Genomic DNA, 13,816 nt, shown 5'->3' with positions numbered 1-13,816 from the left:
GGCGAATTTCAACTTAATTGGACTTTGCTAGAGATGTTCACTCGCAGGCCAATGAAGCCGACTACTAAATTGTTCGGATATAACAAATAATCGTTGATATCTATTACTAACTTAATCGCTGTTTAAATATTGATCAAGATCACTTTTTTTTATTTTGTTAAAAAAAAACAGCGACAAAAAAGCCCCTCGCGGGGCTTAAGTATGGAAAGTTTGAGCTGTAATGCTAGTGCAGTGAGCCAAATAATGATGTTTGGCGGCAGCCTTGATCTTGCTCTGCTAGGATTGTTACTGGTAGGTGACGATTAGCTTCTTCAATCACAATGCCTAAAGCCTGAGTGCTTTTGGCGACCAATTGTAAGCGGCGACAATCACGTGCATCGAGTGCTTGGGTCCAACTGATCACCGCACTGGATGTACCACTTGTAAGCGCTTTTTCCATCGCCCATAGTGCTTCAACTTCATCTTTGGTGTGCACTAATAAGATTCTATCCATACGAACACCGGCATCGGCGAGCATCTGCTTATAACCAATATTTGGTGGGCTAATCAGAACTACCCACTGGCCTTGTTGGCTTAATCTTGCTAATTGCGGCGTTAGTGCTTGCAACTCATGCTTACCTTGGGTGCGACTCGATAATGTCGCGATGGTGCTGTGCTGAGTAGGCTTATGTTGCGTGTTTATATCGACCCAAAGGCCGGGATGTCGTGGGGCATTACCCATTAGATTATTCATTGCCAATCTCCATTACGGATAACACCTACGGCAAGCCCTTCGATGCTAAGGCTTTGGCTGGATAGGTCGACCACTATCGGTGAATATTCTTCATTCTCGGCGTGAAGATATACAGTATTACCTTTCTTTTCAAAACGCTTTACTGTGACATCATCTTCGACCCGAGCCACGACGATCTGGCCATTACTGGCTTGCTCTACTTTATGTACCGCGAGCAGATCACCTTCGAGAATACCTATATTTTTCATGCTATCGCCGCGGACTCTTAAGAGAAAATCGGCGCTTGGGCGAAACATCGCTGGATCAACTTTATAGTGTTGCTCAACATGTTCTTGGGCCAAAATGGGTTCACCGGCAGCGACTTGTCCAATCAGTGGTAAACCAAGATCTTCGCTGTCATCTTCTTGAGTTAGCTTTATGCCTCGCGAGGTCCCTGGCATTATTTCGATGCAGCCTTTTTTGGCTAAGGCTTTTAAATGCTCTTCGGCCGCATTGGCGCTTTTAAAACCTAGGCGACGAGCAATTTCAGCCCGGGTAGGCGGCATGCCTGTATCGGCAATATTGCGTTTAATTAATTCTAATATTTCGGCTTGTCTAGGGGTTAATGGTCTCATTACAGATCCTGTCTTTCCATACAGTAACTGTCAGTATATACAGTATTTAAAGTAGCGCAAGGATTAAGCATATTTTTGTCGGCAATGTGGTGGAATTTGTTTGAAACTGAAAGCAAAATCGCAGATTTATTTTCATTGAAACCTGATATTTTTTACTTAAATCAATGTTATGAAATGGATTTTACGGAATAAATGTATTGAGTGATGCGATTGTCTCTTATCTGTTGAGATGATTTCTGTGCCAAGTTAGGGCGGCGAAACAACGTTAGCAGGTAATAGGGTTCAGTTGCACTCTGTGCCTGCAGTTACCGTTATCTTATATCGTTAAGCGTACGGCTATTATGGCTTGCTGGCGATAAGGTCATCTAACAGGTGGTGGTAATCATAGATTGCGGGAAAGTGGGTAAATATTTTATGGGGCTTTTTGCTATCAGGATTGCTTATGCCAAGTAAATACCCAACTCCTGCTTGTTTGGCGGCATGCAAGATAGCTTCGCTATCATCGATAAATAAACACCGATTGGGTTGTAATTGATATTGGTTAAATAAGCTAGACCAAAATTGAGGGTGCTCTTTTGCAAAACCCGTTTCATGGCTGGAGAGCATATGGTCTAACCCTTGCGCAAGCTCTGTGTGTTCTAGTTTGAGTGCTAGGCTATGAGGGTGGGCATTGGTCACTAATATTCTGGTTTTATGCTTTTTAGCCAATGTATGCAGAAATGGCATGCTGTCTTGGCGTAACTGTATCCTGTCGGCCAATGTGCGTTGCAACGTCACAATATCCAGTTGCAGTTGTTGCTGCCAGTAGTCGAGGCAATACCAATCCAAGGTGCCAACCACTTGGTCGTAGGCCTGTTCCACTAAGACATTGGCTTCATTTAGAGAGATGTTTCTGTTGTGACTTAAGGTTTGCGGCACTAGTTTGAGCCAAAAATGGCTATCGAAGTGCAAGTCTAGTAGCGTGCCATCCATATCAAGCAGTACGGTATCAATTTTATCCCAAGGAAACATAAGGTCAGTAAAAAAATTCTATCGTGAGAGTTGTGGATTAAACCCATCATAGTAAGATTGAACTGTGATGCAAACCTCATTTTATCAGGGACATTCATGTCGGACCAAAAGCCACAGATATTACATACACAAGTTGTTGCTCAGAGTCGGTTATTTCAAATTGAGCAAGTGCACCTGAAATTTTCTAATCAGGTCGAGCGCCAGTATGAGCGTATGAAAGGCAGTAATCGTGGCGCCGTAATGGTGGTTCCTGTATTGGGGGAGCAACTACTGCTGGGCAGAGAGTACGCTGCAGGAACCCACAGCTATGAACTGGGCTTTCCCAAAGGGTTAGTTGATCTGGGGGAGACTCCTGAGCAGGCCGCTAATCGTGAACTGCAAGAGGAGATAGGCTTTGGGGCTAAAAAATTAACCCATTTGATGGAGTTAAGTCTGGCGCCCAGCTATTTTGTCAGCAAGATGCAGATCTATATTGCAGAAGATCTGTATGAAAGTCGCCTTGAAGGCGATGAACCTGAGCCAATAGAGGTCGTTTCTTGGCCGCTTGCACAGTGGTCAGGGCTATTGGCATTGGAAGATTTTTCAGAATCGAGAAGTGTTAGTGCCTTGTTTTTAGCTCAGAAGCATTTAAAACTAAAATAGTTATTTAATTCGGATATATGCATTACCTGTCTAGGTTGTTGGAGTTGTGATGAAGCCAGAAGAGTGTGTGGAACAGGTGATCGCCATCGCCGTTGAAGCGGGCATGGCCATCAAAGATATTTATCTTGAAGGTAGCTTTGATAAAGAAATTAAGGCGGATAATACCCCTGTGACGTCTGCCGATCTTGCTGCGCACCAAATTATCACTGCAGCGCTGACTCAGCTGACTCCCGATATTCCTGTGTTATCTGAAGAAGATGCCGACATCCCGTTATCCGAACGCGTCGATTGGCCCAGGTATTGGTTGGTCGATCCGTTAGATGGTACCGGAGAGTTTATTGCCGGCAGTGGCGACTTTTCGGTGATCATTGCGCTAGTTGAGCATAATCGCCCTATTATGGGGATTGTTTATGTGCCCATGACAGAGGTGATTTATTATGCCATCGCAGGACTAGGGGCTTATAAGCGCTCAAATAAAGGCGAACAGCGTATTGCCAGTCGTCAATTGACACTCGATGATTCGCACTCATTGCGCTTGGCGGTCAGTCGTCGCCAAGATCCGCAATCGGTATTAAAGCTACTAAACCAGCCTAAGCATTGTGAGTTAGTGGTGCTCGGCGGGGCAGCGCTTAAAAGTTGCTTGGTCGCAGAAGGACGTGCCGATTGTTATGTACGCATTGGCCCTACTGGCGAGTGGGATACCGGCGCGGCACAAATTATTGTCGAAGAGGCGGGCGGGCAGATCATGGATCTTGAACTGCAACCGCTAAGTTATAATGAACGTGAATCGCTCGAAAATCCTAATTTTATCGTTGTCGGTTCGACCCATTTACCTTGGGATGAGTTGTTAGTCAGTGAATAATTCGGTTGATATTACCCTGCGTGCGGCGCAAAAGGGCGAACTGGCCGGCGTTTATCGGCTTGAACAGCGTGTGTTTGGCGCGCATTGTTATCCGGACTTCTTTTTTCGTCAGAGTTTCGATTGTTGGCCAAATGGTTTGCGTGTTGCAATAGATCAAAATAATCATCTTCTTGGCTATATTCTAATGGTGCAAAGTGAGCAGCCGCATATAGGATGGATATTATCTGTCGCCGTGGATACACTCGCCCAAGGCCGAGGTATCGGCAAACGTTTGATAAACGATGCGCTTAATCACTTGGCGCCGTCAGTCACTCAGGTGATGCTCACTGTTGATCCAGCTAATCCAGCGCGCCATTTATACCTCGCATTGGGGTTTGTTGAGCTACAAACGGAAGCCGACTATTTTGGTCCGGATACATCGCGGGTGGTAATGTGTCTGATGCGCTAAGCCTTATCTATTGTGCATGGCTAAAGAGTGGCAATGACTTATATGAAACCTTCATTGTCATCTATTCATTGTCATCTAGATGGTTAGGCTAACTAAGCTTGAGGCAAGCTGGAGCACATATGCTGTTAACAAAACGTTTTTTGCCCTATTTTGTCACCCAATGTTTAGGCGCATTAAACGATAATATTTATAAAAACGTTTTACTCTTGATGGTGGCTTATAGCCAGATCAATGAGTTGCCAATCAGCATTAATTTATTTGTCAATTTGGCCGCGGGCCTGTTTATTTTACCCTTCTTTCTTTTTTCAGCTCATGCCGGGATGCTCGCCGATAATATGGACAAGGCGAAGCTTATCCGCAGACTTAAACAACTCGAAGTGGTTATCATGTCGTGCGCTGCGATGGCTATTTTGTCTCAAAGCTACATGGTGATGTTACTGCTGTTATTTTTAACCGGCTGTCAGTCGGCCTATTTCGGGCCAGTAAAATATTCACTGCTACCGCAAGTGTTGACCGATGAAGAATTAGTTAAGGGCAATGCTTGGGTCGAAATAGGCACATTTTTAGCTATTTTAAGTGGCACATTGAGCGCCGGGCTGTTGATGGCTAGTACGCATGGAATTGTCGCCAGTGCCTTGATTGTCTTTGTACTTTCCCTGTGTGGATATCTGGCCAGTTGTGCCATTCCGGCTTTACCTTTACAGCATGACGTGACCCAGATCCGTTTTGCCCCTTTATCTGGCACGTGGCGCGCCATTACCCAGGTGAGAAAGACGCCAAGCATCTGGATGGCGATCATCGCCATTAGCTGGTTTTGGTTTCTTGGCGCAACTTATCTAACGCAATTTGCTTATTTTGCTAAGTTACATTTGTCCTCTGATACCAGCGTAGTGTCGCTTCTATTAGCACTATTTTCGGTGGGTATCGCGGTGGGCTCCTTTTTATGTGAACGCTTATCCTATGGTCATGTTGAATTAGGTGTCGTGGCTTTAGGCATGGCGGGGTTGACCCTGTTTGGCCTCGATTTGGTCTGGGCCATTCCACCTGCACCGTTAGATCCCTTGTGGGTTTATAGTGTGGGAGACTTTATCGCCACAACGGCGCATTATCGACTGATGTTTGACTTGTTGATGGTCGGGGTCAGTGGGGGCTTATTTATCGTCCCGTTGTACGCTTTTATCCAGTCGCGTGCTGCACCGGGTAAATGTGCACAGGTGATTGCCGCAAATAATATTGTTAATGCGCTGTTTATGGTGTGCTCGGCGTTATTGGCCATGTTACTACTGGCGGGCTTAGGCTGGAGTATCCCTGAGTTATTTACCTTGCTAGCGGTACTTAATTTGGTAGTCGCTGCCTATATTTATGGACAAGCGCCTGAGTTTCGTTGGCGCCTTGTCAGTTATTTATTTCGTCATGTGCGTTACCGCATCAGTGTTGAAGGGCGTGAAAAACTGCCCAAGCAGGGGGCGGTGTTACTGGTGTGTCCCCATACTAGTCAGTTCGATGCTTTGTGCGTGATGGGGGTATCGAGTCGTCTGGTGCGCTTTGTTATGCCACCCTCTATCATAGCGAACTCAGTTAAGCCGGCAGGAGTGATCCCTTTGGCTATGGGTGAGATAAACGGCGCAAGCAATAATGAAGCATTAACCATGATTGAGCAGGCGTTAGCCAATGGCGAGTTATTGTGCTTATTAAGCGATTATTTAACCGCGAGTGATACCATGCCTGAGAGTTATCGGGCTCAATTTAACGCCTTGATCGCAAGTGTTGTGACGCAACATCCAGTGAAGATTATCCCACTTGCAATGAAAGGATTAACAGAGCCGAGTAAGAGTCAAGCAAACACGTTCCAACCGCGGGGGCTTTGGCCAAGGGGGTCGCTGATTGTCGGTGATGCGATGGCGGTTCCTCAGGTGAGCGCCGCATTACTGCAACAGCACATCACCCGCTTGATGACAGACCCATTATAAAATCAAGACTCGGGCTTAAAACTGAACACTGAGTTATCTGCATTTTGGAGTTTAGCTTTGAGATGAAATAACCTTAAATAGCTAAGCTATCTCGGATTATTCCATCGTTTTACTCGAATTCAGGTGAGTGATTCAGTCACACTTAATGGCGGTCATGTCATTAAGTGATGTTATTGGGGCGTGTATTGAGCGAGCCACTGATGCACTGCTTGATGATCACCTTTAAAAATAACCCGATCGGCTTTTTTATCAATCTGATATTGGTACATAGGATCGTAGTATTTACTCAGCAGCACGTTTATCCACTCGAGATGAGCTGCTGTTGTGCCCTGATTTTGTTGTGCATGTAAGGCATGAGTCACCATCGCCTGCAGTTCATCATGTTGTTTGCCGCCAAGGCGTTTTTTTATGCCACTGATGCTTTGCGACAAATAATTGGCAAAAGCGATAAAGCCGGCCTCTTGGCCGAGGCGATCAAGATAACCTTGGTGCATTTTATGGACATATTCGTCGAGCAATCGGTTTAATCTGGCAGTTTGACTTTCTTCTAATACCACCAATTTTGCTACTTGCATGCCTTTATAAAAGGCTTGTGGTAGCGCCGAGCGACCAATGAGGTAGCTCTCATCTTCGAGCAGTAAGAATTTGGCATCGCTGGCTTGGTGTTTTAGCAGTGCCACGGCGAGGTTATTTTCGAAGTTGATCTGTGATGGTTGCGGCTCGTGGTAGCGGCCAAAGCTTGAGCCGCGATGATGGGCAATGCCTTCTAAATCGACGCCTTCTGGGCGCTGTAATAAGAAGTCTGTTTTACCACTGCCGGTGATGCCGCTGAGGATCAGCATGGGTTTTACCCTAGGGGCTTGATCTATGTTGTCTATCAAAAACTGACGCATCGCCTTATACCCACCTTCGATATAGGGGACAGATAGCCCAGCCTCCTTAAGCCATTGTTGCGTCAGTTGTGAACGCAGTCCACCGCGGAAACAATATAGGTAAGCATTAGGGTGATACGCAAAATATTCGTGCCATGCATCGATCCTTTGCTGTTTGATGTCATCATTAACGAGTGTGTGACCTAAGGCGATCGCGGCGGCTTGGCCGTGTTGCTTATAACATGTGCCCACCTGTTTGCGCTCATCATTTTGCATTAATGGCAAGTTAGTACTGGCCGGAAACGCCCCTTTATCGAACTCGATGGGCGCGCGAACATCCATTATGGGGTGGTCGTTAATAAACAGCTGGGCATATTGGTTTTTAGAAACCATAAGTGGTGGCATTAGCACAGTTCCACGAGTTGCTTCGTTGCAGGCTTAGTCACCAAATGACCAATGCTTATTGGCGTAATATCATTAGCTTCTAGTAGGCTAATTAAAGCCGCTTCATGGCTTGCTGAAACGGCAATCAATAATCCGCCACTGGTTTGTGGATCGCACAATAGTGCTTTTTGTTCTTCATTGACCAGGGGTAAATGTTCGCCATAGCTGTCGTAGTTTCTGTGGGTACCACCGGGAATGCAGCCCATTTGCAGGTAGTCTTTTGCTTTGGGTAACAAGGGCAGGGCGTCGATATCAATCTTAGCTGCCACATCAGCACCTAAGCACATCTCAATGAGATGGCCCGCTAAGCCGAAACCTGTCACATCTGTCATGGCACTCACGCCGGCAATTTTTGCGATAGCTGGGCCGATTTTATTGAGTTGGCACATGGCGTCTGGAGCGATATTGCTATCCTCATCGGCTAGCTTTTTTTGCTTCTGAGCCGTGGTCAAAATACCTATCCCCAGTGGTTTAGTGAGATACAGTTTATCACCGACCTTAGCGGTATTGTTCTGTTTGAGTTCGGTTAACGGAATTTGCCCTGTAACGGCTAGACCAAAGATAGGTTCTGGCGCATCGATACTGTGGCCACCTGCCAGCATGATACCTGCATCCGCGCACGCTTGGCGCCCACCATCGACAACTTGTTGGGCGATCTCTGCGGGTAAAGTATTCACTGGCCAGCCCAATATAGCGATAGCCATCATCGGTGTACCCCCCATAGCATAAATATCGCTAATCGCGTTGGTGGCGGCAATGCGACCGAAGGTAAAAGGATCATCCACGATTGGCATAAAAAAGTCTGTGGTGCTGATAATGCCCGTTTCATCATTGAGTTTATAGACGGCGGCATCATCGCGGGTGCTGTTACCAACGAGAATATTAGGGTCATCGAAGTGAGGTAATTGCGATGCCAGAATTGTCCCTAAGACTTTGGGTGAGATTTTACAGCCACAACCCGCGCCATGACTGTATTCGGTAAGTTTGATTTTAGTGTCTGACATAAGCTCGAACTCTCTCTAAATGAATGGGTTAGCCGCCCATCATAGTCTCATCTATTTTGCACTTCAATCGGCGGTGATACAGATGTGCGTGATGCACGTTAAGGGAGGTGAATTTAAGTAGAAATCTAAATAAAACGGACCACTGCGATGAGTGGTCCGGTGGGGTAAGCGGCTAATTTAGGCGTAATTTGCGGTGAGTAATTTCCAATTACGTTTGCGCATCAATAGGTCTTGTTTAAGTTGTTCGACTCTGAGCATTAACTGGTTGTGGGTCAGTTTTTGCCGTTTGGCGTCGAGTAACTCTTTGTGCGCTTGGTAATAGTCGCTAATGTGGGTTTTAAGCAATTCGTATTCATCATGCAGTTTCTCGAGTATCTCTTCACCATTAGCCAGATGTTCAACCTTATTGAGGGTGCGTGTTAACTGCATCTGTAATTTAGCCCTCTCGATCCGCTCTTGTGGGGTGACTCGCAATTGGGTGGCCAAACCTGTCCATGCCATCATATTGATAAGCCACTTAGTGGGATCGTATTGCCACCAATGTATGCCATTGCGATAGTCGTTTTCAAAAATATGGTGGAAGTTATGGTATCCCTCACCATAGGTAAACACAGCCAAAATGCCATTGTCTCGCGCGGTATTCTTATCTGTGTATGGCTGTTTGCCCCAGATATGTGCCAGCGAGTTGATGAAAAAGGTGCAGTGATGCACCACTACTAACCTCAGTAACCCTGCCATGAGTAACATGGCCCATATATCACCATTGAGCCAACCCAGTAACGCTGGCAAGCCAATGTTCATGATTAGCATCAGTGATAAATAGTGTTTGTGCTGCCACATCACAATTTTATCATTTTGCAGATCTCGCACGTTTTTATAATCGTGGTAACGCTGAGCTTGATACTCGCGCAACATCCACCCAATATGGCTATACCAGAAACCCATGTTCGCCGAATAGGGATCTTTATCGTTATCATCGACATGCTTGTGATGAATGCGATGATCTGATGACCAATGCAATGCACTGTTTTGTAATGCGAGTGCGCCGCCTAATGCAAATAGCAGGCGCATTGACCAGTGTGATTTATAGGTTCTATGAGACCAAAGTCTATGATAACCGGCGGTAATTGACAATCCGCTTGCAAAGGCAAGGGCGACAAAGGCCACCCATTCAGCAATGCCGTAACCGTAAGTGATACCGTACCAGGGGACGAGTATAGCAGCACCTAAAAAGGTAATGGCAAACAGCAGTATGTTAGTCCATATCAGGGGAGGTTTTTTCATTATAATATCCAACAGCTAAATTGAGCGTACATCTGTGCGCCAATTTAGCGTGCTTGATAGGTGAGGTCAAGATAGGCTGCGTTTTTATGTTAAAGAATGTATTATTAGCTGATTCTATTTATCTAGTGGATTCATCATGATGGGGATCAGGGCACAGCAGAAAGAAAAAACGCGTCGGGCGTTAGTTGATGCTGCATTTAATCAGTTAAGCGCAGAACGTAGTTTTTCTAGCCTGAGTTTGCGAGAGGTGGCCCGCGAAGCCAATATTGCACCAACCTCATTTTATCGTCATTTTAAAGATATGAATGAACTGGGTTTGACCATGGTCGACGAAGGCGGCCTAACATTGCGTCAGATGATGCGTAAGGGGCGTCAACGCGCAGAAGCCGGAGGTAGCGTGATCCGTATCTCGGTCGAGACCTTTATGGAGGTACTCGAGTCTAACCCAAACGTGTTCCGTATTTTATTGCATGAACGTTCTGGCACATCGGCACCGTTTCGTGCCGCAGTTGCACGTGAGATTGAACATTTTATCTCAGAGTTGGCGCATTATACCGAAGCCACAGCAAGGCGTTCGCCCGAATTAGCGCGTGCCCAAGCAGAGGCATTGGTCACCTTGGTGTTTAATGCAGGAGCTGCCGCGTTAGATATGAAACGCGTCGATCGTAAGATATTAGCCGACAGGTTGGTTATCCAGTTGCGGATGGTGGCGAAAGGGGCGGAGTGTTTACAGCAAAAAATGGAAAATCGCTGATTCTGCATAAGATTTTAGCGAGGCTCGATACGCAAAAGGGCCTAATGGCCCTTTTGGGATCTTAATACTTAGTTCTTAAGATTTTAGTGTGAGCTGAACAATTTGGTGTCTAGCGCTTTTCTAATAACACGCCAGACTCCATGTGGTCTGTATATGGGAACTGATCAAATAGTGCAAAGCGGGTGATTTTGTGGGTGCTATTTAGCACCTTGAGGTTATCTATAAGCGTATTTGGATTACATGAAATATAGATGATCCGCTGATAACCTTGCACCATGGTTAAAGTATTGTCATCGAGACCGGCCCGAGGTGGGTCAACAAATATGGTGTTACAGTGATAGCTATCTAAATCTACCCCTTCGAGACGTCTATAACTGCGTTTCTTGGCTAATGCGTCGGTGAAGTCTTCGGCCGACATGCGAATGATCTGCACATTCTCGATATTATTGGCTTCAATATTATATTGCGCAGAGTCGACCGAAGGTTTAGCTAATTCGGTAGCGAGCACGCGATTGAAGTTCTGTGCCAACGCAATAGAGAAGTTACCGTTACCACAATAGAGCTCTAAAAGATCGCCACTGCTCTCTTTGGTGCTATCGATAGCCCACTCCAGCATCTTGATAGACACTTGTCCGTTAGGTTGAGTAAAGCTATTTTCCACCTGCTTATAAATCAAAGTCTGCCCATTAACGGGTAATGACTCAATTACATAATCTCGATCTAGCGTCAGCTTTTGTTTGCGGGCACGACCAATAATATTGACATTAAATTGTTTACCTAGACGTTGCTTGAGGGCTTGTGCTTCATCTTGCCATTGTTGGTCAAGTTGTTTGTGGTACAGCAATGAGACTAAAATTTCACCGCTTAGGGTAGACAAAAAGTCGACCTGAAATAGCTTATGGCGTAATACTGGGTTAGGGCGAAGCTCGGCCATTAACGCTGGCATCATCTGATTGATCAGCACGCTGGCGGGTAAGAACTGCTCACAGCGCACTTTTTGGTTAAGTACCTTGTCAAACATATAGTAGTAGAGATCTTCACCCTCATGCCAGACGCGAAATTCGGCACGCATGCGATAGTGTTCGGGTGTCGACGCGAATATTTGCAATGATGGGGTGTCAAAGTCAGCAAAAAGTTGCGCTAATTTTTCACGTTTAGCATCGAGTTGCTTATCGTATTGGTTAGGATCCATTGCTTCTAAATTCATTTTAAAACACCGTTACTATCATTGGGGCGCAAATAGTATACTACCCAGCCTTGATGTCCAATATCTGGCTTTTGATTTATCCCTCGCTATGGGAAAATACTATGTTTATCTCATTTTGAGTTTACCCATGGGGAATTGAGTTTGTCGGCAAATATTTTAGTATTCGATTCAGGTGTGGGTGGGCTTTCTATACTCACCGAAATTAAGCAGACATTGCCTAATGAAAACTATTACTACTTATTCGATAACGCCAGATTGCCTTATGGCGAGCTAGAAGAGGATGTATTAATTGATGGCGCTGTGCAGCTTATTACTCAAGCGGTAGGTAGAGTCACAGCCGATATTGTTGTTGTGGCTTGCAATACTGCCAGCACCTTAATATTACCAGTATTGCGCGCTCGGTTGGCTATTCCGGTTGTGGGGGTGGTACCTGCGATTAAACCTGCTGCTACCACGAGTCTGAATAAACGCATCGGATTACTCGCCACACCTGGAACCGTTAACCGCACTTATACACGCACGTTGATCCAAAAGTTTGCCGCTGATTGCGAAGTGACATGTTTCGGATCATCAGAACTGGTACTCTTAGCCGAAGCTAAGATGGCGCAAGAGCCTATCGATCATGCGCTGCTCACCCAAGTATTATCACCTATAAAGCAATCAGGCATAGATACATTGGTCTTAGGCTGCACGCACTTTCCTATCTTAAAAGCGGAGTTACAACATTACCTTGGTGAAGGGGTTCGGTTATTAGATTCTGCCAAAGCGATAGCTGCCAGAGTTAAAACCTTGCTCAATGGTGATACTACAGAAGGAAAAAGAGGAGAAAGCCATGCTTTCTTTACCACACAAGAGATATCTAAAGGATTAAAAACAACACTAGTGGAATATGGCTTCTCATCTATTGGTCAGTTAAGGCCATAGAATCTGACATAAGACCACTAATGTTATTTGCTCATACTATAATAAGTATGCTTTTTACATGTATAGGTATAAGAAGAGTACTTACTAGTTAGCTTCCTGAGTAGATTCTGGCTTGTCAGCATCTTGTGACTTTGCTTCACGCACTTTAAGTGTACGCTCCTGAAAATCAAACTCGTTTAACTTAACCATGGCTTTCTTAGCACCCGCTTCTGACATCTCGATAAATCCAAAACCTTTACGGCGTCCCGTTTTACGATCGCGAACTAAACGTACTGAGTTTACTGGGCCGTATTTACCAAATAACACCTTTACTTCGCCTTCATGGACACGATATGGCAAGTTGCCAACATACAGTGTCATCGTTGGGCCTTTATACTGTTCATCAGTATCGGTATCTGACTTAGGTGATTGAAGGGTAAAAATAACGCTTGCGATAATAGCACCAGTGAAAAACGCGATTGCAGAATAGAAGTCTGGCGCGAACTGAGATATTGCCAATGCGCCAACAAGGGCGACGATCAAAACAATAAGAAATGGCTTTTGCATATATTTGTTCTCTGAAGAATTGATAATTAACTGTTAACAGCTCGTATATGGTAATGAATTATTGGCAATTACACTAGTATATTGACGAAAAAACGAACTTAATTAACGATTAATATAACTGAGTCGTTTGCCCCATCGGTGTAAAACCACACAAAGTGATACAAAAAGCGCCATAACGGCGAAAAGATCGTCGAGCGATCGCCGATCGTTTAAAAAGCCCTTGCGCCCCCAAGATAACTCCCTATAATGCGCAACCACTGACACGGCGAAGCTCGCAGAGATAAGTCGTAAAGCACTAAGTAACATGGTTAAACACCTAGCTTACAGGGTGGTCAGGCACTGAAAAGTGCCGCATCGAAAAGTTTTCAAAAACTGCTTGACGCGAACCAAGGATTGCGTAGAATACGCAGCCCTAGCCACTTGGAACTACCGAGATGTGCTAACGCTCTTTAACAATTTATCAAGTAATCTGTGTGGACACTCACAGGTGTTGAGTTAATC

General features: G+C 45.3%; 14 protein-coding genes. 6 read left to right on the top strand and 8 right to left on the bottom strand.

Annotation, left to right across the window (positions count from 1 at the left end; all coding sequences use genetic code 11):
* Positions 1-223 precede the first annotated feature (223 nt).
* The 3 genes from DN599_RS16525 to yrfG form a co-directional block, all read right to left on the bottom strand.
* Complete coding sequence (locus tag DN599_RS16525; RefSeq protein ID WP_110458702.1) at positions 224-733, bottom strand: cell division inhibitor SulA; 510 nt, start codon at positions 731-733, stop codon at positions 224-226.
* On the bottom strand, positions 730-1,347 hold the full coding sequence (gene lexA / locus DN599_RS16520; RefSeq protein ID WP_110458701.1) for a transcriptional repressor LexA: 618 nt from the start codon (positions 1,345-1,347) through the stop codon (positions 730-732). Before lexA ends, DN599_RS16525 begins: the two co-directional genes overlap by 4 nt.
* 339 nt (positions 1,348-1,686) lie before the next feature.
* A complete protein-coding gene (gene yrfG / locus DN599_RS16515; RefSeq protein ID WP_110458700.1) occupies positions 1,687-2,358 on the bottom strand; it encodes a GMP/IMP nucleotidase in 672 nt (223 codons plus the stop codon).
* Between the two features lie 96 nt (positions 2,359-2,454).
* Here yrfG and nudE point away from each other — a divergent pair, with 96 nt between their 5' ends.
* The 4 genes from nudE (at position 2,455) to DN599_RS16495 (ending at position 6,280) form a co-directional block, all read left to right on the top strand.
* Positions 2,455-3,000, top strand: a complete 546-nt coding sequence (gene nudE / locus DN599_RS16510) for an ADP compounds hydrolase NudE (protein WP_110458699.1) — start codon at positions 2,455-2,457, stop codon at positions 2,998-3,000.
* Positions 3,001-3,049: 49 nt separating this feature from the next.
* Positions 3,050-3,862 (top strand): 3'(2'),5'-bisphosphate nucleotidase CysQ, encoded by an 813-nt coding sequence (gene cysQ / locus DN599_RS16505; RefSeq protein WP_110458698.1) that lies wholly within the window; start codon positions 3,050-3,052, stop codon positions 3,860-3,862.
* Positions 3,855-4,310 carry a GNAT family N-acetyltransferase gene (locus tag DN599_RS16500; RefSeq protein WP_110458697.1) on the top strand — a complete coding sequence of 152 codons (456 nt, stop codon included), beginning with the start codon at positions 3,855-3,857 and terminating at the stop codon, positions 4,308-4,310. The genes cysQ and DN599_RS16500 overlap by 8 nt, the downstream gene beginning before the upstream one ends.
* 119 nt (positions 4,311-4,429) lie before the next feature.
* Entirely contained in the window at positions 4,430-6,280 is a 1,851-nt protein-coding gene (locus DN599_RS16495) for an MFS transporter (protein ID WP_110458696.1), read from the top strand.
* Positions 6,281-6,450: 170 nt separating this feature from the next.
* Here the strand turns inward: DN599_RS16495 and mnmH are convergent, their stop codons facing one another.
* The 3 genes from mnmH to DN599_RS16480 all read right to left on the bottom strand — a co-directional run bounded on the left by mnmH (position 6,451) and on the right by DN599_RS16480 (position 9,884).
* Positions 6,451-7,557 (bottom strand): tRNA 2-selenouridine(34) synthase MnmH, encoded by a 1,107-nt coding sequence (mnmH, locus tag DN599_RS16490; protein WP_110458695.1) that lies wholly within the window; start codon positions 7,555-7,557, stop codon positions 6,451-6,453.
* Positions 7,557-8,600, bottom strand: a complete 1,044-nt coding sequence (gene selD, locus DN599_RS16485) for a selenide, water dikinase SelD (protein WP_110458694.1) — start codon at positions 8,598-8,600, stop codon at positions 7,557-7,559. Before selD ends, mnmH begins: the two co-directional genes overlap by 1 nt.
* Positions 8,601-8,777: 177 nt before the next feature.
* On the bottom strand, positions 8,778-9,884 hold the full coding sequence (locus tag DN599_RS16480; protein ID WP_110458693.1) for a fatty acid desaturase: 1,107 nt from the start codon (positions 9,882-9,884) through the stop codon (positions 8,778-8,780).
* A gap of 139 nt (positions 9,885-10,023) precedes the next feature.
* Here DN599_RS16480 and fabR point away from each other — a divergent pair, with 139 nt between their 5' ends.
* A complete protein-coding gene (fabR, locus tag DN599_RS16475; RefSeq protein ID WP_110458831.1) occupies positions 10,024-10,638 on the top strand; it encodes an HTH-type transcriptional repressor FabR in 615 nt (204 codons plus the stop codon).
* Positions 10,639-10,747: 109 nt separating this feature from the next.
* Here fabR and trmA read toward each other — a convergent pair whose 3' ends face one another.
* Entirely contained in the window at positions 10,748-11,845 is a 1,098-nt protein-coding gene (gene trmA / locus DN599_RS16470; RefSeq protein WP_110458692.1) for a tRNA (uridine(54)-C5)-methyltransferase TrmA, read from the bottom strand.
* A gap of 141 nt (positions 11,846-11,986) precedes the next feature.
* Here trmA and murI point away from each other — a divergent pair, with 141 nt between their 5' ends.
* On the top strand, positions 11,987-12,769 hold the full coding sequence (gene murI / locus DN599_RS16465) for a glutamate racemase (RefSeq protein ID WP_110458691.1): 783 nt from the start codon (positions 11,987-11,989) through the stop codon (positions 12,767-12,769).
* A gap of 84 nt (positions 12,770-12,853) precedes the next feature.
* Here the strand turns inward: murI and DN599_RS16460 are convergent, their stop codons facing one another.
* On the bottom strand, positions 12,854-13,315 hold the full coding sequence (locus tag DN599_RS16460) for an RNA recognition motif domain-containing protein (RefSeq protein WP_110458690.1): 462 nt from the start codon (positions 13,313-13,315) through the stop codon (positions 12,854-12,856).
* Positions 13,316-13,816 lie beyond the last annotated feature (501 nt).

The organism is Shewanella algidipiscicola, assembly GCF_900380485.1.
Lineage (GTDB): Bacteria > Pseudomonadota > Gammaproteobacteria > Enterobacterales > Shewanellaceae > Shewanella > Shewanella algidipiscicola.
The sequence above is the reverse complement of the archived record's forward strand: the minus strand, read 5'-3'. Positions and strand labels throughout refer to the sequence as shown.